21 protein-coding genes are annotated in these 25,224 nt (G+C 54.2%); 8 read left to right on the top strand and 13 right to left on the bottom strand.

Translation table 11 applies throughout. The features are described 5' to 3' along the window. Window positions 1-77 precede the first annotated feature (77 nt). The 8 genes from QW71_RS21800 to QW71_RS21835 all read left to right on the top strand — a co-directional run bounded on the left by QW71_RS21800 (window position 78) and on the right by QW71_RS21835 (window position 7,604). Window positions 78-860: an ABC transporter ATP-binding protein gene (locus QW71_RS21800; protein WP_306766056.1), complete on the top strand. Its 783-nt coding sequence runs from the start codon at window positions 78-80 to the stop codon at window positions 858-860. Continuing rightward, the gene (locus QW71_RS21805; RefSeq protein WP_039303618.1) at window positions 841-1,617 is read left to right on the top strand and encodes an ABC transporter permease; all 777 of its coding nucleotides are present in this window, start codon (window positions 841-843) and stop codon (window positions 1,615-1,617) included. Before QW71_RS21800 ends, QW71_RS21805 begins: the two co-directional genes overlap by 20 nt. Further along, window positions 1,614-2,693, top strand: coding sequence for an ABC transporter substrate-binding protein (locus QW71_RS21810; RefSeq protein ID WP_047013908.1), 1,080 nt, complete (start codon window positions 1,614-1,616; stop codon window positions 2,691-2,693). The genes QW71_RS21805 and QW71_RS21810 overlap by 4 nt, the downstream gene beginning before the upstream one ends. Before the next feature lie 76 nt (window positions 2,694-2,769). Continuing rightward, window positions 2,770-3,567: a hydroxyethylthiazole kinase gene (thiM, locus tag QW71_RS21815; RefSeq protein WP_039303621.1), complete on the top strand. Its 798-nt coding sequence runs from the start codon at window positions 2,770-2,772 to the stop codon at window positions 3,565-3,567. Between the two features lie 24 nt (window positions 3,568-3,591). Then, entirely contained in the window at window positions 3,592-4,419 is an 828-nt protein-coding gene (thiD, locus tag QW71_RS21820; RefSeq protein WP_039303624.1) for a bifunctional hydroxymethylpyrimidine kinase/phosphomethylpyrimidine kinase, read from the top strand. Further along, a complete protein-coding gene (gene thiE / locus QW71_RS21825; protein ID WP_039303627.1) occupies window positions 4,416-5,087 on the top strand; it encodes a thiamine phosphate synthase in 672 nt (223 codons plus the stop codon). Before thiD ends, thiE begins: the two co-directional genes overlap by 4 nt. Window positions 5,088-5,294: 207 nt before the next feature. Beyond that, window positions 5,295-5,765 carry a MarR family winged helix-turn-helix transcriptional regulator gene (locus QW71_RS21830; protein ID WP_047013909.1) on the top strand — a complete coding sequence of 157 codons (471 nt, stop codon included), beginning with the start codon at window positions 5,295-5,297 and terminating at the stop codon, window positions 5,763-5,765. Between the two features lie 6 nt (window positions 5,766-5,771). Continuing rightward, window positions 5,772-7,604 carry an ABC transporter ATP-binding protein gene (locus QW71_RS21835; protein ID WP_235441522.1) on the top strand — a complete coding sequence of 611 codons (1,833 nt, stop codon included), beginning with the start codon at window positions 5,772-5,774 and terminating at the stop codon, window positions 7,602-7,604. 90 nt (window positions 7,605-7,694) lie between these two features. Here QW71_RS21835 and QW71_RS21840 read toward each other — a convergent pair whose 3' ends face one another. The 13 genes from QW71_RS21840 to QW71_RS21900 form a co-directional block, all read right to left on the bottom strand. Beyond that, window positions 7,695-8,636, bottom strand: coding sequence for a hypothetical protein (locus tag QW71_RS21840; RefSeq protein ID WP_039303633.1), 942 nt, complete (start codon window positions 8,634-8,636; stop codon window positions 7,695-7,697). A gap of 56 nt (window positions 8,637-8,692) precedes the next feature. After that, entirely contained in the window at window positions 8,693-9,394 is a 702-nt protein-coding gene (locus QW71_RS21845) for a pseudouridine synthase (RefSeq protein WP_039303635.1), read from the bottom strand. Between the two features lie 158 nt (window positions 9,395-9,552). After that, window positions 9,553-9,750 carry a DUF3934 family protein gene (locus QW71_RS21850; RefSeq protein WP_039303638.1) on the bottom strand — a complete coding sequence of 66 codons (198 nt, stop codon included), beginning with the start codon at window positions 9,748-9,750 and terminating at the stop codon, window positions 9,553-9,555. A gap of 146 nt (window positions 9,751-9,896) precedes the next feature. Then, entirely contained in the window at window positions 9,897-10,982 is a 1,086-nt protein-coding gene (gene asd, locus QW71_RS21855; RefSeq protein WP_039303641.1) for an aspartate-semialdehyde dehydrogenase, read from the bottom strand. Between the two features lie 122 nt (window positions 10,983-11,104). Then, the gene (locus QW71_RS21860) at window positions 11,105-12,331 is read right to left on the bottom strand and encodes a VWA domain-containing protein (RefSeq protein ID WP_047013910.1); all 1,227 of its coding nucleotides are present in this window, start codon (window positions 12,329-12,331) and stop codon (window positions 11,105-11,107) included. Next, window positions 12,332-14,680, bottom strand: a complete 2,349-nt coding sequence (locus QW71_RS21865; RefSeq protein ID WP_039303643.1) for a DUF5682 family protein — start codon at window positions 14,678-14,680, stop codon at window positions 12,332-12,334. Beyond that, the gene (locus tag QW71_RS21870; RefSeq protein ID WP_039303646.1) at window positions 14,677-15,780 is read right to left on the bottom strand and encodes an AAA family ATPase; all 1,104 of its coding nucleotides are present in this window, start codon (window positions 15,778-15,780) and stop codon (window positions 14,677-14,679) included. The genes QW71_RS21865 and QW71_RS21870 overlap by 4 nt, the downstream gene beginning before the upstream one ends. A gap of 60 nt (window positions 15,781-15,840) precedes the next feature. Then, window positions 15,841-17,688, bottom strand: a complete 1,848-nt coding sequence (locus QW71_RS21875; RefSeq protein ID WP_039303649.1) for a HEAT repeat domain-containing protein — start codon at window positions 17,686-17,688, stop codon at window positions 15,841-15,843. 74 nt (window positions 17,689-17,762) lie between these two features. Beyond that, complete coding sequence (locus tag QW71_RS21880; RefSeq protein WP_039303651.1) at window positions 17,763-19,208, bottom strand: SWIM zinc finger domain-containing protein; 1,446 nt, start codon at window positions 19,206-19,208, stop codon at window positions 17,763-17,765. Window positions 19,209-20,174: 966 nt separating this feature from the next. Beyond that, window positions 20,175-20,777 carry a response regulator transcription factor gene (locus QW71_RS21885; RefSeq protein WP_039303653.1) on the bottom strand — a complete coding sequence of 201 codons (603 nt, stop codon included), beginning with the start codon at window positions 20,775-20,777 and terminating at the stop codon, window positions 20,175-20,177. Then, the gene (locus QW71_RS21890) at window positions 20,777-21,913 is read right to left on the bottom strand and encodes a sensor histidine kinase (protein ID WP_039303657.1); all 1,137 of its coding nucleotides are present in this window, start codon (window positions 21,911-21,913) and stop codon (window positions 20,777-20,779) included. Before QW71_RS21890 ends, QW71_RS21885 begins: the two co-directional genes overlap by 1 nt. 151 nt (window positions 21,914-22,064) lie before the next feature. Continuing rightward, complete coding sequence (locus tag QW71_RS21895) at window positions 22,065-23,132, bottom strand: fatty acid desaturase (RefSeq protein ID WP_039303661.1); 1,068 nt, start codon at window positions 23,130-23,132, stop codon at window positions 22,065-22,067. Window positions 23,133-23,253: 121 nt separating this feature from the next. After that, complete coding sequence (locus tag QW71_RS21900; protein ID WP_200905957.1) at window positions 23,254-24,459, bottom strand: MFS transporter; 1,206 nt, start codon at window positions 24,457-24,459, stop codon at window positions 23,254-23,256. Window positions 24,460-25,224: the final 765 nt, after the last annotated feature.

Below are 25,224 nucleotides of genomic sequence, written 5' to 3' on the forward strand. Positions count from 1 at the left end.
TCAGGCCCATTCATTTCCTCCGGAAATGGATGGGTCTTTCTTGTTTTCGTAGCGTAATCACTTTTCCCTAAGGAGGCTTGCTTCCCCATCCTATGATCAACATCGCTAACCTGTCCTATTCTTTCGGCGCAGCTTCAAGGGCTCCGGTCTTCTCCGGAATCTCCATGAAGGTCCGCCGCGGGGAGTTCATCTCCGTCGTGGGTGCCAGCGGCTGCGGCAAAAGCACGCTGTTCAAAATTATCGCCGGCCTGCTGGAACCCGGCAGCGGCGAGGTTGCCCTGCACGGGCAACCGCCTAATAACGCCTCGGAGCGGCTCGGCCAGGTCGGCTATATGCCGCAGCGGGATCTCCTGCTGCCCTGGAGAACCGTACTGGACAATTGCCTGTTGCCCTGGGAACTGAAGCGGAGCGGCTCCAAAGAGGAAGCCGTTATTCAGATCCGCAGCATGCTGCAGCAGTTCGGCCTTGGTGAGACCGGGGCTGCATATCCGCATGAGCTGTCGGGCGGCATGCGCCAGCGGGTTGCGGTACTCCGCACCATTGCCGCCGGGAATGAGCTGCTCCTGCTGGACGAGCCGTTCGGGGCACTGGACGCCATAACCAAACGGGAGCTTCACCGCTGGCTGCTGGAATTATGGTCGGGACTGGACAAGACTGTGCTGTTCATTACCCATGACCTTGAAGAAGCGCTTCTGCTTAGTGACCGTATCTATCTGATGACCGGCGGTGCCGGGGGCGGTATGCAGGAGTTCATCACCGGTCTGCCCCGCCCCAGACATCATAGTCTGAATTACGAACCGCAGTTTGTTGCCCTGCGGCAGGATTTGGAGCTGAAGCTGTATGACAACCGTCTTCTATAGAAGATTGTTGCGGGAGTACAGCCCGGCTATTCTGCTTGTGCTGCTGATTCTTGCGGTCTGGGAAACGGTGTCCCGGCTGGGGTTGATTCCTCCGTTCATCCTGCCGGCTCCCACGGCCATCTGGAACGCTCTGATGGAGGAGCGGCATTTGCTCTTCGGTGTGCACCTGCCCGCAACGCTGCTTGAGGTACTAACAGGCTTCGCTCTGTCCGTCTTCTGCGGCAGTCTGCTGGGAACGGGCATGCATCTGTTCAGGCCACTGGCCAAAGCGCTGTATCCGCTGCTGATTATCAGCCAGACGATTCCGCTGGTTGCCCTCTCTCCCCTGTTTATCATGTGGTTCGGCTACACCTTGTGGAGTAAGGTTGCCGTAGTGTTCCTGACCGCCTTCTTCCCGGTGGTTGTCGGCACCTACGACGGGCTGGGCAAGAATACGGAGCAGTACCGTGAGCTATTGTTGACGCTTGGCGCGAACCGCTGGCAGATTCTCCGCAAGGCTGCTGTTCCGCTGGCCCTGCCGTCCTTTTTCTCCGGACTGAAGCTGTCGGTGGTGTACTGCGTCATTGGCGCTACCATCGGCGAATGGCTTGGAGGCAGCCGGGGGCTCGGTTATTTCAGCCGGAGAATGGCCGGCAATCTGCAGAGTGCCGAGATGTTTGCCGCTGTTGTGCTGCTGTCCGCCCTTGGGATCACTTTGTTTCTGTGTATTGCTACGCTCGAGAAGTTATTTCTGAAGAAAAGAGGACGTTATTCATGACTCCAATCCGCTATAACCGTTATCACTACACCCGTAGTACTCAACCTTATAAGTTGCTGCCTTATGTATTGCTCCTGTCTGTTCTTTTGGTGCTGCCGGGCTGCGCCGGCAATAACGGACCGGCTGGCTCCGGCTCATCATCGGCATCATCCGCTCCGACGGCAACCGCAGACGGTACAGCCCATAAGCTGACGATCATGCTCGACTGGTATCCGAACGCCGTTCATTCCTTTTTGTACGCGGCACAGAGTGAGGGGTATTTTGCCGAAGAGGGGCTTGATGTTGAGATACAGATGCCTGCCGACAGCAACGACGCGCTGAAGCTGGTAGCTGCCGGACAAGTCGATCTGGCACTCAGCTACCAGCCGCAGGTGCTGATGGCCCGGGGAGAGCAGATTCCGGTCAAATCCGTCGCCGCTCTGGTACGGCATCCCCTGAACCATCTCATGGTTTCCGCAGACAGCGGAATAACCCGCCCCGGGGAGCTCTCAGGCAAGCAAGCCGGTTACTCCTCCATTCCGCTGTATGAAGCCATGCTGCACACTATGATCCAAACCGATGGCGGTGATCCCGCCTCCCTGAAGCTGATTGACGTTGGCTTTGAGCTTATCCCTGCCCTCTCCACCGGGCGTGTGGATGGAATTATGGGCGGCTTCATCAACCATGAGCAGCTGATATTAGAACAGGAAGGCCATCCAGTGCGTTCGTTCAATCCGGTAGACTACGGGGTTCCTGATTATTATGAGCTGGTGCTGGTCGCAAGTGACCAGGGTCTGCAGGATTCCTCGGAATATTTCCAGAAGTTCATGAATGCTGCGCGCAAGGGTCAGCAATTCGTCACTAAGCAGCCGGAGCAGGCGCTGAAGCTTCTGCTGGAGCATCAGGATGCCACCGCACCGCTTAATGAAGCCATCGAGAAGCGCAGCCTGGAGATTCTGCTGCCGCTGATGGATGCCGGCGCACAGCCCTTCGGTTACCAGGATACCGCTTCCTGGGAGAATGTCCGTAAATGGCTGAGCGAGGGCGGTCTGCTGGCAGAGGAAGTTGACAGTGCGGATGCTTTTATTAATTTATAGAACATGCTTACGAAGTTAGTTTTGCGAAATGATCTCAAGGATGCGTATGCTATCAAAACTTTCAGGAGGAATAATCATGTCTTTTCTATCCAAGGTACGGCTGGCAAATCCGCTCGTACATAACATTACTAATATTGTTGTGGCTAATTTCACCGCTAACGGACTGCTGGCGCTGGGGGCTTCCCCGTTCATGGCCGACGCACTGGAAGAGGTGGCGGATGTTGCCGCGATGTCCGGGGCGGTCGTGCTGAACATCGGTACACTGAATGAAGCCGCCATCGCTTCAATGGTGAAGGCCGGACAAGCCGCGAACCGGCATGGTGTCCCGCTCGTGCTTGATCCCGTTGGAGCAGGCGCTACACCGTACCGCACTGACGTTACCGCGAAGCTGCTGGGTGAGCTGCAGCTGACCGCTCTGCGCGGTAATGTGGCCGAAGTAGCCAATGTCGCCGGAGAGCGCTGGGCCAGCAAAGGCGTCGATGCCGGAGCAGGTGAAGGCGATGTGATCGCCTTGGCGAACAAGGCTGCGCGGAAGCTGAACTGCGTGGTGATCATCACCGGCAAGGAGGATATCATTACCGACGGCACACGCACCTACATCGCCAGCAACGGCCATTCCATCCTGACCCAAGTCACGGGAACCGGCTGTCTGCTCAGTGCCGTAGTTGGCGCATTTCTTGCAGTAAGCGGAGGGAATGTGCTTGAGGCAGCAGCCGAAGCACTCTCGTTCTACGGCGTGGCGGCCGAGATTGCCGCTGAAGCCGCTGAAGGACAAGGACCCGGCAGCTTCCAGATGGAGTTCCTGAATCAATTGTCCCTGGTGACACCAGATATCTACAGCAGCCGGGCACGCCTGCAACTGCTCGAACAATAACCGCACCTTAAAGGAGAATAACCGATGACCCGTATACGTAAAGCGTTAACGATTGCCGGCTCTGACAGCGGCGGCGGTGCCGGTATCCAGGCTGATCTGAAGACCTTTCAGGAGCTTGGAGTCTACGGAATGTCCGCGCTCACTGCGGTCACGGCACAGAATACCTTAGGCGTTCAAGGGGTATATCCGCTGGAACAGGAAGCCGTTGCTGCGCAGCTGGATTCTATTGGCAGTGACTTGACACCTGATGCCATTAAGACCGGTATGCTGTTCAGCAGTGAGATTATCGGTGTTGTCGCGGATAAGGTGACAGCGTACGGCTGGCAGCAGCGGCTTGTGATCGACCCGGTAATGATTGCCAAGGGCGGATCCGCTCTGCTGCTGCAGGAAGCCGTGCAGGCATTGATTACCGGACTGCTGCCTCTGGCTCTTGTGGTTACCCCCAATCTTCCCGAAGCAGAGATGCTCACGGGGATGAAGATTAATGGAATGGCAGACAGAGAACAGGCTGCAAGACTCCTCCATCAGATGGGGCCGCAGTACATTGTTCTTAAGGGCGGACATGATCCGGAAGGCGATCAGCTGGTGGACCTGCTCTATGACGGCCGGGAATTCCAATATCTGACCAGTCCCCGGATTGAGACCAGGCATACGCATGGGACCGGCTGTACTTTCTCGGCGGCGGTGGCGGCAGGACTTGCGCTCGGCCACTCTATCAATGAAGCCGTCCATACAGCCAAAGCCTTCATTCAGGCAGCCATTGAGGACAGTCTGAACATCGGGGCAGGACAAGGGCCGACCAATCATTTTGCTTACGGGAACCGTATCAGATCAGGGGGGCAGCAGCTATGAAACGGATTGACAGTGAGGAAATGCGCAAGCTCCTTAAGGTATATTTCATTATGGGCAGCGTGAACTGCCGCCTCTCTCCAGCCGAGACTTTATCTGCCGCAGCAGACGGGGGAATCACCTTATTCCAGTTCCGTGAAAAGGGTCCCGGTGCTCTGACCGGCGCCGCTCTGCTTGAGCTTGGACAGCAGCTCCGGGCAATCTGCCGGGACCGGCGGATTCCGTTCATCGTCAATGACGACCTGGAGCTGGCGGTCGCACTTGATGCAGACGGGGTCCATGCCGGCCAGGATGATCTGCCGGCCCGGACGATCCGCCAGCGGCTCGGCGAGCACAAGATCATCGGCGTTTCCGCCCATAATCTCGCGGAAGCGCAGCAGGCAATTGCGGACGGAGCCGATTATCTCGGGATCGGTCCGGTCTACCCCACCTCCTCCAAAGACGATGCCGAAGCCGTTCAAGGGACGGCTGTCATTGAAACGCTTCGCCGCAGCGGACTTAATATTCCCCTGGTAGGGATCGGCGGTATAACCCTGGATAACGCCCTGCCGGTGATCCGGGCCGGTGCAGACGGAATCTCCGTAATCTCGGCCATAGCCGGAGCAGAGAATATCCGGGAGACCGCCAGGGCGTTCGGGCGGATTATACAATGCGGAATGCTTCCTGAATGAGCTTAAATAAATGACTGTATTTCAATTACAAAAACACCCGCAGCTGCCTTAACACAGGCGCTGCGGGTGTTTCTTGTGCATTCCGGCATAACCTGTTTACCGCTATTTCAGCGTAACATTTACTTTTGGAATATTCAGGCGTATAATCAGTTTACATTGTTAACTGTTAACAAAAGAAACTATTATCAGGTCAGAGGAGGTTGCCCCATGACAGATCCGGCGCAAACGATAGAGGTGTATCATTCCTTGCTCGCCGTTGCCCGCCAGCTCCGTAAGCTGGCCCATCAGAGCGCTGCGGATCTCGGATTAACCGTGCATCAGATCGGTATACTGAATTCTCTCCTCAAGCATCCCGGTCAATCGCAGAAGGAAATAACGGAGCGTCTGGTATTTGCCAAGAGCCGCGTAAGCCTGCATATTGATGCATTGGCCGAGAAGGAACTGGTGACCCGGACCGCCTCCGAGGCAGACCGCAGGGAAACGAGGCTGAATCTCACACCGGCAGGTGAAGCGCTGTGCAGGCAATATAACGAAGACGCCTACTCATACCAAATGCTGGGAGCGGCACTGGATCATTTCTCCGGAGAAGAAGTCCAGTCGCTCATTCAAATGCACTCACAGCTGCTTGAACAGCTGACCCGGAATCAGGATAACTTAAATAACACACAAAGCTGGTGATGAATAATGTCCAGAGGTTTCGGTCCAATGGGATTCGGCGGACCCGGGCATGGCAAATTAAAGTTCGATGATGATGAGGCGAAGCCGGATATATCCAAGACGCTGCTGCTCCGCATCGTGAAATATTTCCTGCCTTACTGGAAGCAGACCCTGCTAGTGATGATTGTGCTGTGCATTTCTGCAGTGCTGGGGCTGCTTCCTCCAATCCTGATTCAGCATATTATCGACCGTGCGCTCCCGGATAAAAACCTGAGGCTGCTGGTTCTGCTCGTCCTTGCCTCACTCGGGACAACTATAGTGTCCGGTCTGCTGGGCGTGCTGCAGAATTACCTGAACTCTTTTATCTCGCAAAATATTGTCCATGATATGAAAAATCAGATGTACCGCCATCTGCAGGGCATGCCGCTGCAGTTCTTCTCAGGGGTCAAGCAAGGGGAAGTCATCACCCGGATGACCAGTGATATTGCCGGGATACAGGGCGTGTTCAACAGCACCATCGTTAATTTTGCCAGCAATCTGTTCATTCTGACTACGACAGCGGCAACTCTGTTTATTATGAACTGGAAGCTGGCGCTGCTGGGCATACTGGTCGTCCCCCTGTTCATTATGCCAACCCGCAAAATGGGCAATGTGCGCTGGAAGCTGGCCAAAGAAACCCAGGAGAAGATCTCCGAGCAAAACCAGATCATACAGGAAACGCTCAGTCTCAGCGGATATATGCTCATGAAGCTGTTCACCAAGGAAGACACCGAGCTGGCGAGCTTCAGAACCGTTAATGCCCAGGCGACACGCCTGCAAATCAGAGAATCGATGGCCGGCCGCTGGTTTATGCTGGTCCTCACCACCTTCACCAGTATCGGGCCCATGCTGATTTATCTGTACGGGGGTTATTTATTTATCCAGGGAGAGCTGACGGTTGGTGCGATTATCACCTTTGTGGCGCTGCTGGGCAGATTATACGGGCCGGTCATGCAAATGACCAATCTGTATGTGGATGTGAACCGGTCGGTGGCGCTGTTTGAACGGATTTTTGACTATTTCGATATGGACCCGCTGATTGTGGATTCGCCGCTGGCCCTGCCAAGCAGTGCTGACGGCCAGGATATTGTCTTCGAAAAGGTGAATTTCGCCTATCAGCCGGGCAAACCGGCCCTGCGGGAAATTTCCTTCACGGCTGCCGCCGGATCACTGACTGCGCTGGTCGGCCCCAGCGGAGCGGGTAAAACAACCATTACCAACCTCATCCCCAGACTCTATGAACTGGATTCGGGTGTGATCCGCATCGGCGGCAAAGATATCCGTGAGTTCACGCTGCACTCCCTTCGTTCTCAGATCGGGCTGGTTACGCAGGATACGTATCTGTTCAACGGGACCATCCAAGAGAATCTGCTCTATGCAAGCGCCAGTGCCACTGAAGCTGAGATGATTGCCGCCTGTGAAGCCGCTTATATTCATGATTTCATTATGAAGCTGCCTGAAGGCTACAATACGGTAGTCGGTAACCGGGGAATCAAGCTGTCCGGCGGAGAGAAGCAGCGGATCTCGATCGCCCGAGTGCTGCTTAAGAATCCGCCCATTATCATCATGGATGAAGCCACCTCGTCACTGGATACAGTGTCGGAGTTCTATATCCAACAGGCGATGCATCAGCTGCTGCTGGGCAAGACCAGCATCGTTATCGCCCACAGGCTTTCCACCATTATGGCTGCCGATACGATTCTCGTCGTTCAGGACGGCGCTATTGTGGAGTCTGGACAACATGCTTCTCTGCTGGCGGACAACGGGGTCTACAGAGATTTGTATAACAAGCAGTTTCAGGCGACAGAGTCCGCCACTTGATGTTGTACGGAATTGAAAAAAGGGATTCCCGGAGGCCATTTACCGCTGCCTCCGGAATCCCTTTTTATAATTGAACAGACAAGTCCAGGTCTATCTCTCTATACGCAATGGCTCCAGCTTGTCCATCCATCCGCTGAAGTATTCCGGCGTCTCGTTCTTCTTCAAGCGGCCATAATATTCGTCCACAAAACCGCCGTCTCCGGCACGCTGTCCTGCCCACTCATAGAATTCTTCAAACCGCGTCAACGCAAAATTACGCTGCTCCAGAATCAGATAGGCACCGAGCAAGCTGTCCAATGTCAGGTCTGTGGGGTTATTTTTGTACTCCTGCTCACTTAGCCGCAGCTGATCTTCCGCATATTGCTTGGTGAGGGTCTTATCCGGTACATACTGCGTTCCCTGAAGCTCATACACGCCTACCAGCGCTGGACCAAGCGGCGATTGCCCGGAAAAGGAACTTGCCAGCAAATCCTCATCTCCGTCCTGATCCGTATCCTCATAGTTCACCGATACATTATCGTTAACGGTCACCTGCATGACTCCGTCGATTTCCTCCACGACAATATAGGATGATTCAGGACGGTTATCCATCAGACTGAACAAAAAGGTGGCATGGTTATTCTGCACAAGCGCTTCCGCCCAGAGATCATCTTCCTCACTCCAGATATTGCCGCCTTCAATCTTAATTCCGGCCTGCTTGCTGTCAAAGACAATCTTCCCGTCCTTCACAATCGCAAACTGCGTATACGTAAACTCCCCTTTGTTCCAGTAATACACCTCGTAGATCTGCCCGTTCAGCTGAACGGCATCCATATGTAAGAAGCCTGAATATTTATCCGAAATCTCCGGGGAGATTTCCGGTACTTCCCCCGTAAAATCAGCGGTTGCATCCGCCGGAGAGGCTTGTGGTGCAGTTGACTGTGCTGCTTCTGAAGATACAGATGCTTCCGGCGGCTCTGCAGATTCATTACTGCCGGTTCCCGAGCAACCGGCTATAACCATTAGCGCTAATAGCAAACTTATTATTCTCATTTGATCCTCCTGATGGTTTGTCAGTGTGTCAGCAAACGCTTAAATGCTGTGAATCCCTATTTCTCTGCGTCCAATCTGGAGTGGAGTTCAGCCAGCTCTTCTGCGGTCAGATGCCTCCACTGCCCCCGCTCAATGCCGCTGAGCGTAATGTGCATGATCCGGATGCGCTCCAGGCGGAGCACCCGGTATCCCAGCTCCTTGCACATCCGGCGGATCTGCAGATTCAGTCCCTGGGTTAAAATAATCGCGAATTCGTTGTCCGTGATCCTGCGGGTGAGGCAAGGCTTGGTCCGGGTCCCGAGAATATCCACACCGGCTGACATCTCCTGAAGGAATGCTTCAGTCACCGGCTTGTCCACCGTAACGTTGTATTCCTTCTCATGCCCATGCTCGGAGCGCATCATCCGGTTAACCACTGCTCCGTCATTGGTCATGAGTATCAGCCCTTCGGACTGTTTATCCAGCCTGCCGACAGCAAAGATCCGGGAAGGATAACCGACATAATCAATGATATTCCCTTCCACCTGCCGGGCAGCTGTACAGGTAATCCCTACTGGCTTATTAAGAGCCAGATAGACCCGTTCTTCCCGGTCCGGGCTCAGCGTAACGCCGTCAACGGCCACCGTATCTCCAGGCTCAACACTGGCCCCCGCTGCACAGGCTATACCGTTAATGGTTATCCGTCCCGCCGCAATCAGCCGGTCCGTCTCTCTGCGCGGATATACGCCTGTCTCACTTATATATTTATTAATTCTCACTCCAGTACCCGCTTTCCTGCCCTACATATTAAAGAACACCTGATTCACTTACAAATCAGATGCTGCCAAGTGGAAACGGTTATACCGTCCTTGAACAAGGACGGTTCCGTTTCAGCGTGAAATAATATTTTGAAACCATTTATGGGCACATGGCCGCCTTATTTACTGCCTCCGGTTTTGTTGCCGCCGCTGCTGCCCTTGGCAGTGCCTGCTCCCTTGGTTCCCGGTTTGGTACCCGGGCTTCCGGGAGGTCCGCTTTTTGCCGGCTTCACGGGTTTCGCCGTCTTATTCCAGCGGGTCCAGCCCTTGCTCCCTGTCCCTCTGCCTGTGCCGCCGCCTTTACTTTTTGCCACAATATCACTCCGTCAGTATTCAGTTTTCGTCATGCATTCCTCTATCTTACCATTATTCCGGGGGTAATGTCAGGTAAAACCGCAAACAACCTGCGCGGAGAAGCTCCGGCAGGCTGCATTACGAACTGAAATGAAGTTGTTCCTGCTGCTTATTTCGGCTGAATATAACCTTCGGCCTTCAGCAGCTCAGCGATCAGGACAGCACCGCCGGCAGCACCTCTTACAGTGTTGTGGGACAGGCTGACAAATTTGTAGTCATAGAGTGAATCTTCACGGAGTCTGCCGGCCGAAATTCCCATTCCGTTCTCAATATCACGGTCCAGACGGGTCTGCGGACGGTTCTCTTCTTCGAAATAGGTAATGAACTGTTTAGGTGCGCTTGGCAGTCCCAGCTGCTGCGGACGTCCCTGGAAGCTGTTCCAGTGTTCCAGAATCTCTTCCCTGCTAGGCTTCTGCTCAAAGGAAGCGAATACCGCAGCCATATGGCCATCAGCAACCGGCACACGAATACACTGTGTGGTGATCACCGGCTGTTCGCTTTTGACAATCCCCTCTTCAGTTACCTTCCCCCAGATCCGCAAAGGCTCCTGCTCACTCTTCTCTTCTTCGCCGCCGATGAATGGAATCACGTTGTCCACCATGTCCGGCCAGTCGGTAAAGGTTTTACCGGCTCCGGATATCGCCTGATACGTCGTCACAACAACCTTCGAAGGCTTGAAATCATGAAGCGCATGCAGTGTAGGCATGTAGCTCTGAATGGAACAGTTAGGCTTGACAGCGATAAATCCGGTTTCGGTACCCAGACGTTTGCGCTGCTGGGCAATCACCTCAAGATGCTCAGGGTTGATCTCAGGAATCACCATCGGAACATCCGGCGTCCAGCGGTGCGCGGAATTGTTGGAAATAACCGGAGTGCCGGTGCGTGCGTAGGCTTCTTCCAGTGCCTTGATTTCTTCTTTCTTCATATCTACAGCGCAGAAGATCAGATCCACATCCGCAGACACTTCCTCCACCTTGGAGGCGTCCTGAACCATAATGCTCTTAACGGCCTCCGGCATGGGTGTGGACAGCTTCCATCTGCCTTTGACGGACTCTTCGTACGTCTTGCCGGCCGAATTCGCGCTCGCGGCAATAGCCGTTACCTGAAACCAGGGATGATTCTCAAGAAGTGCAATGAAACGCTGGCCGACCATACCGGTACCGCCAACAATACCCGCTCTCAACTTACTTGACATAAGAAATTCATTTCCTTTCAAGCAGCGCCTAGCGATAGGTGCTTTTTAATAACCGATTATAAATCATATATGCATGTTACACAATATGTGATTATAAAGTAAGTGTTTCCTGTTCCTAAAAATTATCGCGCCATCCCCAGACGCTTGGACAATTCACCGAGATCCTGGCCCTTGAGCGCTCCCTCCACCAAAACAGGCAGTAACGCCGGAGTACAGGCAAAGCAAGGGGTTCCGTCACGGGTGAGCTGGGCGGCCAGGCGCTCGTCGTAGGAAGGCTTCCCTTCATCCGACAGGGCCAGCAGTGTCATCGTCCGCACACCGGATTCGCGCAGCTCACGCATCCGCCGGACCAGTCCGGCCTGGTTGCCGTTCTCATACAGATCGGAAACAATGATGAACAGAGTCTTCTTCGGCTCCTCAATGAACTGCTCACAATACTTCACGGATTTATGGATATCTGTGCCGCCACCAAGCTGAATGCCGAAGAGCATGTCTACAGGATCATTGGCACATTGCTCAGTCAAATCTACGACCTCAGTGTCAAAAGCAACCACACGCGTGTTAAGCGCCGGAATGCTGGCGAAGATCGAGCCGATCACCGAAGCCCAGATGACAGAGCTGGCCATCGATCCGCTCTGGTCAATGTCCACGATCACGGTCCATTCCTTGCTGCGGCGGGCCCGGTCGAAATAAAAGAACCGCTCGGGGATAATCATCCGCCGCTCTGCATCATAATGCTTCAGATTGCGCTCAATCGTCCGCTTCCAGTCCAGCCCGCTCAGGGACGGCAGCGGAGAATGCTGCCGCTTGTTCAGCGCACCGGTGACGGCACGGCGGATATCCGTCTCCAGCAGCTTGACCAACTCGTCAACCAGTGCCTGGACTAGCATTCTTGCGGTATCCTTTGTTTTCTCGGGAATTTTGCCTTTGAGCGCCAGAAGCGTACCCACCAGCTGGATATCCGGCTTCACTGCCGCCAGCAGCTCCGGCTCGAACAGCAGCTGCTTCCAGCCTTTGCGCTCCATGGCATCACTCTGGATAATCGAGACAACATCCTCCGGGAAGAAGGTGCGCACGTCCCCAAGCCATTTGGACAGGTTAATGGCGGCATGCCCTGCTCCCGCCCCTCTGCCCTTCGAACCCGCTTGAGAGGTCCCGTCAGCTCCGCCAGCACCTGCCTCATTATAGATGGCAGCCAGCGCCGCATCCATAATCCGCTCTTCCTCGGTCAGTGTAGGCCCGCCGCCTGCCCCGTAACCGGATAAAGCTTCCTCTGCTTCCTGGCCCAATATCAGCCTCCAGCGCGACACAGCCCCGTTCCGCGCGTTATCCTTAATATCCTCCGCCATCTATAGGTCACCGAAGTCAAAATCATTCAGCTCATCCAGCATTTTGGCTTCCTCCTCCTTCAGCTCGCCTGTAAGAATCTCAGCAGCCTGTTCTGTGTTAACCCCCCACAGCTCACCCAGAAGCTCGGAGATCATCGTCTTCTCCCGGGGAGAGAAGGTGCTGAATGCCCGGCGCAGAAAGACCAGGGCACGTTTGAATTCCTCATCGTCCAAGGCATTAATATAATCATTCAGCTGTTCCCACAGGCTCATCCGCGACAACAGGCCGTAGCGGTTACGCATCGACAGCCCTTCGAACCAGCCCGCCCCCAGATCAGCGGGGATACCCGGAGACAGCCGGCGCGACACCTCTGCGGCCACATCTTCCGCAGAGACCGCAGCCCGCTCCATCAGGATCGCGCAGGCGAAGCCGGACAGCCGGGGGTTACGGTCATCCCGCTGTGACAGCTGCTGCAGCTCCTGCAGCCATAGGGCAGTATCCAGAGTCCCGCTATGTTCCAGCGAGATGCCGTTCAGCTCATTCATGGCGCTGATCATTAGCGCCGCAGCTTCGTCGTTGCAGCCGCTCGCATCCAGCAGGAACAGGCAGCCGCGCCGGAACAGCTCCTCCAGCAGCGGCACGAGCGGAGCGGTATCCACCTTGCGGATATCGCCGAAGCCGATAATTGTCGCCAGCTCCCGGGCAGCGGCGGCAATAGCAACTACATCGCGGCTGTCCACCGCCAGGCTCTGCAGCACCCGGCTGCTCTCCTCCATCTGCGAGGTCATCGCGCACTGGCAGGCGATGCGGATCAGCGCAGACGCATCAGTAATGGAGCGGCACTCCAGCAGCTTCTCCCTCAGCACATAAGCTGCAGCGACTTCAATGGTCTCGCCCAGGAGAGTAGATTCAACCACCTGAATCTCCACCTCCGGTGACCACTGGATAATCCAGTGCTCTGCCCAGGTTGCCCCGGACTGTCCGCTCGGCATATTCCGCACGAAGGAAATGCCCAGCAGCTCCAGCCTGTGAAACAGCACGGAACGGTGCAGATCCAGGTAGGCCGCTTCGGCGCTGGACACCCGGCGGTTCTCCCGCAGATCGAGCGCCAGGTCACTGGCTACAGTGGACTTATATTTCTCCAGCTTATACCGCTTCAACAGCCGGTTCAGGTCATCCTGAATCGGTGTCTGGCTGACACCTTCGGCCAGGCTGCCGATCGCCGTACCGACATCCACGCGGGCCAGTGATTCGGCAACAACCGAGAGGTCTCCATGGCCGAGCAGCGTCTGGGCGGCATCGCGCAGATCACGCAGTGTAGGCGCGCTCCCGCCGTGCAGAGCTGCCAGCGACTCTGCCAGCCGGACCGCTTCAATGACTTCAGCCGTGGAGCGGTGCGTCCCGGAACCGCGTACCTGCCTAGCCACGGAGGACAGGTAGAGATGCGGCAGCTCCTCAGCCCTGCCGGACTCCATCAGCTCCCACATCAGCTCGAAGTAATGCGGAGCCCCGTTGCCTGCACCATAGCCGGACATCGTAGAGAGCTTGTAATACGAATACGGCATCAGCGTCAGCTTCGTGCTGCGTGTAGGCAGTGACGCCAGCTCGCTGTCGGTCATCCCGTTTGCAAGATCTGCCAGTGCAGCAGCATGGTAAGCGCCGCAGATCACTACAATCTTCTCCGGCTGATGGCCGGCTTCAATCTTCTTCCGGATCTGACGCCGCATATAAGCTTCGCGCAGCGCGTTATAGGCATATTCGCGGGGCTGCTCTATCAGCTCCCGGGACTCTGACAGCTCACGCATCCGGGCAGAGAACGCCAGTATCGCCGCACGGTACGCTCCGCTGCTGGCGTTATGCTCGTAATTGCGTTCCCAATACATATCATAATCAGATTCACCGGCGAGCCGGGCAATCCGGCTGTACACCGATTCCTGCTCCTGCAGCTCATCATCCGTAGGCTCACCTTGTTCATCCGCCGCAGGCTTAAGCACCGGCCTGCTCCCGGATTCAAGCCGCAGGGCATCCTGAAGACCCAGGGTTACGGAAGAGGGAAGATCGATGAATTCCGCTTCTGCCCCATGCTCCTTCGCCCATCGCATCCCCTGGTATTCCGGGGAGTAGACAGCGAACGGCCACAGCACCGTCCGCACAGGCAAATCCTCAGTAAAGGCCAGAATTGCAACCGGAGGTTTCGTGACGGTGTGAGTCAAATGACGGATCTCATCAGTTGCATCGCCGGGTCCTTCGATCAGGACAGCGGTCGGCTGAAGCTCATCCAAGTATTCCAGCAGATGTTTCGCACCGCCCGGAGACAGATGGCGCACCCCGAAAATATTCACACCGGCAGCAACAGCCGCCCCACTCACTCGTTCATCTCCTTGCAGGCTTGATACAATCCGCGCCAGTCCGCTCCTTTTTTCTTCATTACATTATCGAGGTATTCCTTCCAGACCAGCTTATCCTTGTCGTCATCCTTGACGATAGCCCCCTGCAGGCCGGCAGCCAGATCCCCGTCGGTCAATTCTCCGCTGCCGAAGCTGGCTGCCAGGGCCATGCTGTTCGTCAGCAGGGAGATGGCTTCCGCCGTGGAGATTACACCGGCCGGTGTCTTCACCTTCTCCTTCTTGTCGAGTGTCATGCCGCTGCGCAGCTCGCGGAAGATCGTCACTACCTTGAGCAGTGCTTCATCCGCCGGAACAGAAGCCTGAAGCTCATACGAAGAAGCAATCTCTGCAACCCGCTTCTTCACGATCGACAGCTCGGTCTCCAGATCAGACGGTGCCGGCAGCACGATGATGTTGAACCGGCGCTTGAGCGCCGCTGACATTTCGTTCACGCCGCGGTCACGCGTGTTGGCGGTGGCAATAATGGAGAAGCCTTTGCGGGCACTGGTCTCCTTGCCCAGCTCCGGCACGGAGATCGTTTTCTCCGAGAGGATGGAGATCAGCGCATCCTGCACCTCGGAAGCGCACCGGGAGATCTCCTCAAACCGGGCTATCCCGCCGTCCTCCATTGCCCGCATGATCGGACTCTTGACCAGCGCCTCCGGCGTTGGCCCGTTCGCCAGGAGCATGGCATAGTTCCAGGAATAACGTACATGCTCCTCACTGGTTCCGGCAGTCCCTTGCACGACCAGGCCCGAGTTGCCGTAGATCGCAGCCGCCAGATTCTCGGACAGCCAGGACTTCGCCGTTCCCGGCTCACCGATCAGGAGCAGTGCCCTGTCTGTTACCAGCGTGGCCACCGCCATCTCGATCAGCCGCGTGTTACCGATATATTTCGGGGTAATCACGGTCTTGCCCGCCTTGCCTCCGGCAATGAAGGTTAACACTGAACGCGGCGACATCTGCCACCCGGCAGGGATACGGCCTGTATCTTCCCTGCGTAAGGCCTCCAGTTCCTCACGGTATAGAACCTCGGCTGGCAGACGCATGTAATCCTGAAGCTGACTTTGTTCCGTCGACATGAACACCTCTCCTTTATAAGAACTCTTCAATTAGATTTCTCAAGCTACATCCGCCCTGGATTATTGCGCACTTTTCAAGCTGTTCAGCACATACTCCAGCTGCTGCTTGCATTCATATCTATATTTAGGGACAATCGCTTCCAGACGTCCTGCATAGCTGGCCGGGAAGCGCTCGATCAGTTTAAATAAGTAGAGCTCAAATGTGTAAGCTGTATGAACATTTTTATTCTCCAGGGCTGTCATCAGCAGCTCAAGACGCTCCGGCTCCGGCACCCCGGCCCTCTCCAGACCCTTGAAAATATTAGAAAGGAGATCATAAGTCGTGCGTTTAAATGGCTCCTGCAGCTTGCCAAGCAGGTAGTCCCGCACGCCCTTATGACCCGGCCGGGCAAAAGCGCTTGCCAGGTTAACCGCATCATGCTGAATGAACCAGTCCAGCCAGCGGGAATCCCAGGCTGCCGCAATTTCCTCGGCTGACAGCATCTCCCTGCTGTAAGGCTGCCTGATTCCTGCAGCATCCCACTCTACCTCATACGACCTCCGGCGGATATCCACGATCTGCTCCTCTATCGTATTTATCAGCAGCTGGGCGCGCTGAGCCGCATCTTTGGCATCCTTGCCCACCAGCGCTTTCAATTTATCCATAAAGGTTCCGCCGAACCGGCTGTACAGCTCCTTGGGCGTCATCACCCGCTGGGCAGCATGGAAGTAATTCGGCAGGAAACGCACACTCCGCTTATCCAGTGCCTCCAGCTCTGCCAGTGCAGCTCCGCCCGGAGTATTCTCTTTATACCAGGCTGCCTGGTCAATGAGCGGAATCCAGCCGAGCGGGGAGAACCGGGCGTACTCCTGAAGGATATAGCTGTAGATTTCATCCAGCTGCGGGCTCCGCTCATGGCGAAGAGCGGTCAAGAATGGAAGAAGGCTATTCCATGCGGTCTCTGTCAGCTTCTTGTCCGCATTATTCTGCGGCGCCTTCTGCAGTTCTTCCATGAACAATGCCGCCAGCTTATCAGACACCTCTGCGGAAGCTCTGCCCGCCAGTACACCGGCAACCATCTCACGGTCCTTTTTCTCCGTGAAAGCCTCCACAAGCCGTTCACCGCCCTGCTGCGAACCGCCTGCTGCCAGCGCCGAGAAGGCAGCTTCACGGATGGCCTTCTTCTTATCTGTTGTCCACTCCAAGAGTGCGTCCACATACGGCTCATGACCGGCGAGCCATTTCATAGCGGCTACCCGGATGTCTTCACTGCCGCTTCCGGCGATGCGGAACATCTCTTCCAGATACCGGTCTCCTCCCACCTTGCCGATCACCTCAAGCTTGCGGACCTCGCTCCTGCCGCCGGCAGGATCCAAGCTTTCGAACAGGAATCCGGCAATGTCCGGTCCATAGGACGGAAGAATATCGGTCATCGCAAAGTCTGCAAGTTCCGAATAAGGATCGTTCAGCGCCGAGACTGCCGGCGGCAGCAGCCGCAAATCCTGAAAAACACCTTCCTTAAAAGCATCAATTACAATTTCATATCTTCCGCTTCCTGTTGTGCTGAGCGCCTGCTGAACGGCACCAATCTTGCGGTAGGGCTGATTCGTCTTAAGTTCAAAGCTCAAGGCCGGCAAAGGTCCGGGGGTTCCTTCAACTGCTGTTGTCCCCTGGGTATACAGCACCGACTCCAGCAGCAGCGTAAGCTCCTGCAGTTGAACACCGGGAGCGGCCTCTTCAGCACCGTCAGGCTCCAGTAATGAAGCCACGCCCTCGCCCAGCTTCTTAAAGACCGGTGCGCGTTCCCCCAGCTGCTGAAATTGCGGAAGCAGGCGTTTCAGGCGGAAGTCTCCAGCCGCCAGCCCGCTTCCGGCAATATACAGTCTTCTAATCTCCTGATGCAGCTCCTGTAATAACGCTGTGCTCATGGACTGTCCTCCTATATGAATGAACTTGAGTTTACTTAGAATTCAGATGCTCGCCGCTGTCCTTCCTTGAACTTCTAATACAGCAACCGGATGATTTCTTCACCCTTAATGACTGTCAGCGGCTGGGCAGTCAGCCTTCCCTTGTCCAGGTTATGCTCGAACATCACCAGCAGGTAGCAATCCGTATGCGCGGCAGCCGGCACAAACGGCAGCATATGCACGGTTCCCTGCGGCAGGGACGGAATATCCTCCAGAGCCAGCCTGCTGCCGGATTCATCCGTTATGACATATTGGCCGCTCTCCGTAATGCCCAGACTGGCGGCATGCAGCAGCATCACCGGCAGCTTGTCGCTGAGCGGATTCTTGATCTGATTCTTCACTATCTTGACAGCTTCAACATAGGAGCGGTGAGCCTGGGCGGTAGCCCGTTCTATATCCGGGCCTTGCACTGTCCTTGGAGACATTGCTTCAAAACGGACCCGTGCATTCATATCCCCCGGATAAGTATATAGCTGAGGGACCACGGCAATCTCGAAGAAGCTGTCTTCCTCCCGCATCAGCTTAGCTGCCTTGTACGGCCGGTAATTGACCGTCCGGTGGATCTTCCCGCCTTCCGCGGTGAGGTCCACCCAATACCCGAGATCCACATATTCCAGCCGGGCCATATCATTGAAGCTGTAGAAGGCCAGCTGCAGCAGCTCGGCCCCTTCCTTCACCAGCCCGTATTCCTTCAGTTCGCTCAGCTGCCAGGCATGCCCCAGCCACTCATCGATGGTCGATTCATGGTCGAGTGCAAGCTCCGGGTCCTCGCTCCGGGCCAACAGGTACGCCCGCCCCTTCTTAATAAATGCATGAAGCCGTGACAGCTGCTCCATCGCATATGTATAGTTCTGTTCCTGATCCTTGCCGCCGAACATTAGAATCGTGAACCGGCGCAGCTCAATCTGTGCTCCTGACAGATAATAGTTGCCAAGCTGCTTCACCTGCTCCTGAATCGTCTTCATGCTCGAACGGTCAATGGTGGACAGTCCGCCGCGGACGAACCCCAGCACCAGCTTCTCGAGCATATCGAGCCCTTCAAGCTGGGCCGTAATTTTTTTCTTAAGCGCGGATTTGTTAACCTTCTTTGGCTTAGGGTCTGCCCCTTCGGCCGCCTGCTTCACCTTATTCTCTTCCCGCTTCTCGGCCTTCTCACGCTTGGAAGCTATGTCTTCAGGGACGGGGGCGGGGCTGAACGTCTGGCCTTCGGCCTTGGCATAGAGCAGCCCTAACGCATGCTTACAGGGAAACTGGCGGCTGGGGCAGCTGCAGCGGAATACCGGATTGTCCGGCACGATGAAATCCACAGAACACTCATAGAGAGTCTTGCCGCTCCCTGCACATTTTCCAAACAGCAGCTCTCCGTTCTCCGACTGATGGAGCTCTATGAAGCTCTTTTTGCGGACCAGACCTTGACCGTTCTTGATGGCTGCAGCATTGGGTGCAAGTGAATCAACGTATGATGAAGTAAGTTCAGGCAAATCAGATTCCTCCCGGCTGAAATAGGATATACGCGGCATAAATAGGAGTGCGGTTATGACACATGCAAGTTATTACCCAACTTCAACGGATAAGATCACATGTTTGCATTTATCTTAGCAAAAATATTCCACCGATCCAATCCAGAAGACTGTCACAGGGTTAAAATAGTTATTATGACCTAGCTATATAAGACGCACTTAAGACTTGAACTTGAAGCTTAGTCGTCACTGCGGTGAACATTTGGACTTCCGGCCGCTGTTCGCGGTGGGAATCCGGTGACTGCTGGTGCTCCTATGACCTAGCTATATAAGACGCACTTAAGACTTGAACTTGAAGCTTAGTCGTCACTGCGGTGAACATTTGGACTTCCGGCCGCTGTTCGCGGTGGGAATCCGGTGACTGCTGGTGCTCCCGAAGCTAGCTTTTCTGCGCAAAGCTTTCTGGCGATCGCTACCCTCTCCTACAGTTCAGATCCGAATATCCCCTCCGCTTCTTTCGCTTATCTAGAGAGTGTATGCAGGGAATAAGTGTATTTCGTACAGTTAAAAGCAGGCTTTCCCGCGGATTTGTTCCGTTAATTGTATTCTGTACAACTAAAAATTACGAAAAGTGATCATTCAACGAAAGGCAGTCTATATAAGTGTATAAAATGCAGTTATCCTGATTAACTCGCGCCGTCTGGCGATTTTAGTTGCACTAAATACAGTTAGCGCCTGGCTGGGTTCTCTTCTTCAAGTAAAGTCCGCTTCTGATCCGCTCCTTACGCCTGCCCGTCTGCCCGTCCCTAAGAATAAGCCTTTTCTCTGCAAAAAAAAAAAAAACGGCCCACTGTCTCAGAAGACAGCTGCCGTTCCTATCGTTAATTATTTAAACCAGCCCTTTTCCTTAAAGCGCGTGATCGCTTCAAAAAAAAAAAAAAAAAACGGCCCACTGTCTCAGAAGACAGCTGCCGTTCCTATCGTTAATTATTTAAACCAGCCCTTTTCCTTAAAGCGCGTGATCGCTTCAATCCGGTTACCGACATCCAGCTTGTCCAGGATGACAGAGATATAGTTGCGGACCGTTCCGGTCGTAATGTACAGCTGGCTGGCGATCTCCTTCGTGTTCTTGCCGTCCGCGATCAGCCCCAGCACTTCCTTCTCACGCTGCGTCAGCGGATTAGATTCGCTGCTGTAAGCCTCATCCATGAGCTCCGGCGCATATATCCGTCTGCCGTCCATCACATTGCGGATCGACAAGGCCAACTCTTCGCTTGGACTGTCTTTGAGCAGATAGGCATCAACTCCGGCCTTAACCGCACGTTCGAAATAACCGGTCCGGGCAAACGTGGTCAGAATCATGATTTTGCAGCCCGATCCTTTCAGTGCTTCCGCCGCTTCGAGACCCGTCATGGCCGGCATTTCTATATCCATGATGCAGATATCCGGCTGATACTGCTTCACCAGCTTCACGGCCTCTTCCCCGTTGCCTGCCCGGCCCACAACCTTCATATCCTCCTCCAGATCCAGGAGAGCAGCGAGCGCCCCCAGCAGCATGCGCTGATCTTCGGCAATCACTATCGTAATCATTACACGTTTACCTCCATTTCCGGCCGCTGTGCTACATTGGGCACCTTAATGACAATCGTTGTTCCTTCGTCACGCACCACTTCCATACTACCGTTGACGAATTCAAGCCTTTCCCTCATCCCCTGCAGCCCATGACCTTTATGATAGTGATTAGTCCCTTCAATTCCCGCGCCGTTATCCTTCACCTTGATGACCAGATCGGTCCGGGAAGGTTCAATCTGAATCAGGCACAGCGAGGCACAGCTATGTTTGACCACATTGTTCACGGCCTCCTTCATACACATGCTCAGCACATTCTCGGTAATCAGTGAAGTGTTGGTCAGGTTAGGGTCACCCTCCAGCATGTAGCCAATCTCTGCCGCCTGGAGTAATTGCCGGATACGGATCAGCTCATCTTCAAGCCGGATGCCCCGCATCTGGGTAATCATTTCCCGGACTTCCTTGAGGGCGCTGCGGGCCGTCATCCGGACATCATTAATTTCGATCTGGGCCTGCGCCGGATTCTTGGTGATCAGCTTGCCGGCCAGGTCACTCTTCAGTCCGATCAGCGACAGCCGCTGCCCCAGCGTATCATGCAGATCACGGGAGATCCGCTGGCGCTCCTCCATAATGACCAGCTCGGAGATCCGTTTGTTGGCATCCTCCAGCTGTCCCTGCAGCTTATCCTGATTGTTGCGGTTATAGGTCGTGACCGGAAGCAGCACCACGGCAATAATACTGACGAGCACGAACGGAAGCTGTGAGAGGAACACGGGATTACGCGTAATCAGCTCATAGTTGATGGCCACGATCGTTGTCAGCAGATGAATCGAATACAGGGTGAAGAAAGCGGCCCTTTTCTGGATATTTCCGATGAAAAAAGCCAGGAACAGCGCAAAGTACATATACCCGAAGAGCAACGTCATCGTTATCGAGACAACAATCTGCACACTGGTCCAGAAATAGACTACCCATCCTTTCGACTTAAACGCCAGCACATAGCAGGCGAAGAAGACGATAATCATCAGAATTCCGTATACCCAGCGGCCTGCCGAGGCCGAGCGAAAGATCGAATAGAACGGAAGAATGTAAAAAACGACCCATACATAAGGGCTCAGTCCCGTGCTTTTATGAAAAATATGATGCCACTTCTGCATGTTAGCCATCCTTTTTGCCAGCAAGATTATACCCCCATTTTAGCATAAACGAACCTGCAACCGGCAATTCCGCAGCAATGTTTCGGACAAAAAGAAAGAACAGGCCCGGCAACTGCGCTCCCGGTCCTGCCTTCCTCTTCTGTGGCGGCTACTATTTACTCTGGAATCCCGGTTTGATTACCTTCAGCACCTCGGCTGCCGCAGGCTTCTTCTGCTGCAGCCGCTGCTTCATTTCCTTGAAGCTGACGAACGTTTTGTGCTCCTCATCCCACAGACGGTATTTCAAGGCCTGCAGACTGGTGCTGAGCGTGATGGTTGTCGCTTTTTGCAGCGGCGGGGTGGCATTATGGGCCAGCTCCAGATTATAATTGGGCACCTTCGGGCTCAAATGATGCACATGGTGAAAACCGATGTTACCGGTAATCCATTGCAGCAGCTTCGGCAGCTTATAATAGGAGCTTCCTTCTACTGCGGCGTTGACATAGCTCCATTCCTCATCATGCTCGAAGTAGGTATCTTCAAACTGATGCTGCACATAGAACAGCCAAATGCCGAGAAAACCGGAGACGAACACAACCGGCAGCTGCACCAGCAGGAATGCCTGCCAACCGACAAGCATAATCATCGTACCGTACAGAGCCACTATCGAGACATTCGTCAAATACGTATTCATGCGTTCCTTGCGTCTGGCACCTTTGGCGTTGAAACGGTACTGGATCACGAAGACGGCAATGGGTCCGAGTACAAACAAAACCAGAGGGTTACGATAGATCCGGTAGTATAGTCGCTGCAGCGGTTTCGCGGCTGCATATTCATCCACGGTCATAATCCAGATGTCGCCGATGCCTCTTTTGTCGAGGTTGCTGCTTCCGGCATGATGTATCGAATGGCTGTGCTTCCACTGGCGGTAAGGGACCAGAGTGAGCACACCGGTTATTGTTCCGAAAATATCGTTCGCTTTGCGGTTCTTGAAGAATGAGCCGTGACAGCAGTCATGACAAATAATAAAGGTGCGGATGACAAAACCTGCAGCCGGAACGGCGAACAGCAGCGTCAGCCAGTAGGAAACAGATAAGCTGAAATAAGCAGCAGTCCATAGGAGCACTAGTGGCCCAAGTGTATTAATGAGCTGGTAGATGCTCGCTTTACGGTCTGTTTTTTCGTAAGGGGCTACGCTTTTCTTCAAGCTGGAGAGCTGGGATGTCTGGTTTGTAGTCATCGGGATCGTTTCCTCCTCGGATGCATCCATTCAAGGATACTTATCTCTCTACATTATAGAAAAAATAGTGTACCCCCTGTAAGTCACAAATATCAACCCCGGTGTATGACATATGTCATAGTCACCCCTGAAGAGATTGCCGCCCAGACTCCTTCGCCCTGACCATCGGCAGCAGAATCAGCATCGCGATGAGGAACAGTATGCCGCTTCCGGTGAATACCGTGAACAGCGAGAAGGCTCCCTTCAAATAGCCGGCGGCAGACATCCCGATCACCATGAAGCCCATGAACATCGGCCCCATAATACCGCCAACCCTGCCCATATAGCCGGCCTCGGTATTCCGCAGAATCAGTGTGTTGATGCCGATATGGATACACGGGTAAAAGAATCCGGTCAGCGTCTGCAGTGTGATCGTCAATGCTGTATGATGCGACCACCCCACGCCGACCGTGCCAGCTGCACTGACCAGCAGACCGAATGCCAGCATCGTCTGTGGCTTCACAGCTTTGCCTTTGCTCATAATGAGCATTCCGCCGAGCAGCATTGCCGCCCCGTTCGCCATCATGATCCACTGCAGGAACCCTCTGTCCCTGCCCAGATTCTCAATGATTACGAATACCCCCAGCGGCTGGATCAGCCCTGCGGCAAGCCCCGCAAACGCAAAAGCCGCGCCCAGATTCCTCAGCACCCGGCTCGAACGCACATAATCCAGTCCGGATTTCATTTCAGCCATGATCCCGTTCCGGAGCTTTCCGGCCTGCTGCGGCGCGTCTTTGGGCAGCAGGCCCAGAATAAGCGCAGAGCCAATGAACATACCGCCCATAACAGCCAGCGATACCTCAATCCCGTAATGATTATAGATGAAAGCGCCGATTACCGGACCAATCACCATAAAGAAAGCAGACAGCGACTGGAACATGGCCATCACACTCTGAAGCTGATCTTCAGGCACATGCTGTTTGAACAGCTTCATCGCAGAAGGCTGCGAGAACTGTGACAATATAGCTGATACCAGGGTGGCCAGCAGCAGTGCTCTCCACGATCCGGACATGACAACTACCAGCACCACAAAGACGGAACATGCCGATAACGCATCACTTATCATCATCGTCCGCTTGGGCAGCCACCTGTCCGCGAAGGTACCGCCTATAATGGCAAACAGAAAAATTGGAGCATATTCGGCCACCGAAATGAGCGAGACATAGAATGGATCATTATGCGTAATATCCGTCACGTACAGCAGAATCGCAAAGTTCCTCACCCATACTCCGAGCTGCAGCAATACCCTTGACATAATAATCGTTCTTACATATTTGTTCCTTAACACGATCTTATCCCCCATACATTAATATAGACTAAATAGATATATATCTAATCTGTTTATTAATATATAGATATTAAGTTATTTTGTCTAGTCAAAATATAGATTATTATTTCTCCTATCTATTTTATAACGTGGATGCAACTCAATCCCCTTCACACCATGGATGGATGCTGTTCCATAAAAAAAGTAACCGCTCAAGTGAATGATGCTGGAGCTTGTGGAGCTTGTGGAGCTTGTGCGGCTTGTTCAGCTTATAAGATATTAAGAAGACCACCGCACATTACTTCATTTAGATTACTTTTGGGCCGCCTCCAGCAAACAAACGCCCTTATCCTCCTCATTTTTCCGTGGTAGCACATTGTGTTCGATTTTTCGCATACATTTGGCCGGATTACCTTCGCGGAGGCACATTGTATTCGGTTTTTCGTATACATTTGGCCCGTCTACCTTCGCGGAAGCTCATTGTATTCGGTTTTTCGCATACATTTGGCCCGATTACCTTCGCGGAGGCGCATTGTATTCGGTTTTTCGCATACATTTGGCTTGATTACCCTCGCGGTAGCACATTGTATTCGGTTTTTCGCATACATTCGGCCTGATTACCTTCGCGGAGGCACATTGTATTCGGTTTTTCGCATACATTGGCTCTCCTTTGCCTCGTGCCGGTGAAATCAGAGGGGTTACTGCGATTATCTTCATCTCTATAACTAGAGTAAACGGCTGGTATGACCCAGCCCCTCCTCATCAAACCGTACGTGAGGTTTTCCC

Origin of the sequence: Paenibacillus sp. IHB B 3415 (genome assembly GCF_000802655.2) — a bacterium.
In the GTDB taxonomy this organism is placed as follows: Bacteria; Bacillota; Bacilli; order Paenibacillales; family Paenibacillaceae; genus Paenibacillus_AQ; species Paenibacillus_AQ phytohabitans.

Bases quoted from the DNA above. Each gene is read 5' to 3' on its own strand.
- QW71_RS21805 (WP_039303618.1), top strand. From the start codon at position 841: ATGACAACCGTCTTCTATAGAAGATTGTTGCGGGAGTACAGCCCGGCT.
- QW71_RS21810 (WP_047013908.1), top strand. From the start codon at position 1,614: ATGACTCCAATCCGCTATAACCGTTATCACTACACCCGTAGTACTCAA.
- thiM (WP_039303621.1), top strand. From the start codon at position 2,770: ATGTCTTTTCTATCCAAGGTACGGCTGGCAAATCCGCTCGTACATAAC.
- thiD (WP_039303624.1), top strand. From the start codon at position 3,592: ATGACCCGTATACGTAAAGCGTTAACGATTGCCGGCTCTGACAGCGGC.
- thiE (WP_039303627.1), top strand. From the start codon at position 4,416: ATGAAACGGATTGACAGTGAGGAAATGCGCAAGCTCCTTAAGGTATAT.
- QW71_RS21830 (WP_047013909.1), top strand. From the start codon at position 5,295: ATGACAGATCCGGCGCAAACGATAGAGGTGTATCATTCCTTGCTCGCC.
- QW71_RS21835 (WP_235441522.1), top strand. From the start codon at position 5,772: ATGTCCAGAGGTTTCGGTCCAATGGGATTCGGCGGACCCGGGCATGGC.
- QW71_RS21840 (WP_039303633.1), bottom strand. From the start codon at position 8,636: ATGAGAATAATAAGTTTGCTATTAGCGCTAATGGTTATAGCCGGTTGC.
- asd (WP_039303641.1), bottom strand. From the start codon at position 10,982: ATGTCAAGTAAGTTGAGAGCGGGTATTGTTGGCGGTACCGGTATGGTC.
- QW71_RS21860 (WP_047013910.1), bottom strand. From the start codon at position 12,331: ATGGCGGAGGATATTAAGGATAACGCGCGGAACGGGGCTGTGTCGCGC.
- QW71_RS21870 (WP_039303646.1), bottom strand. From the start codon at position 15,780: ATGTCGACGGAACAAAGTCAGCTTCAGGATTACATGCGTCTGCCAGCC.
- QW71_RS21875 (WP_039303649.1), bottom strand. From the start codon at position 17,688: ATGAGCACAGCGTTATTACAGGAGCTGCATCAGGAGATTAGAAGACTG.
- QW71_RS21885 (WP_039303653.1), bottom strand. From the start codon at position 20,777: ATGATTACGATAGTGATTGCCGAAGATCAGCGCATGCTGCTGGGGGCG.
- QW71_RS21890 (WP_039303657.1), bottom strand. From the start codon at position 21,913: ATGCAGAAGTGGCATCATATTTTTCATAAAAGCACGGGACTGAGCCCT.
- QW71_RS21895 (WP_039303661.1), bottom strand. From the start codon at position 23,132: ATGACTACAAACCAGACATCCCAGCTCTCCAGCTTGAAGAAAAGCGTA.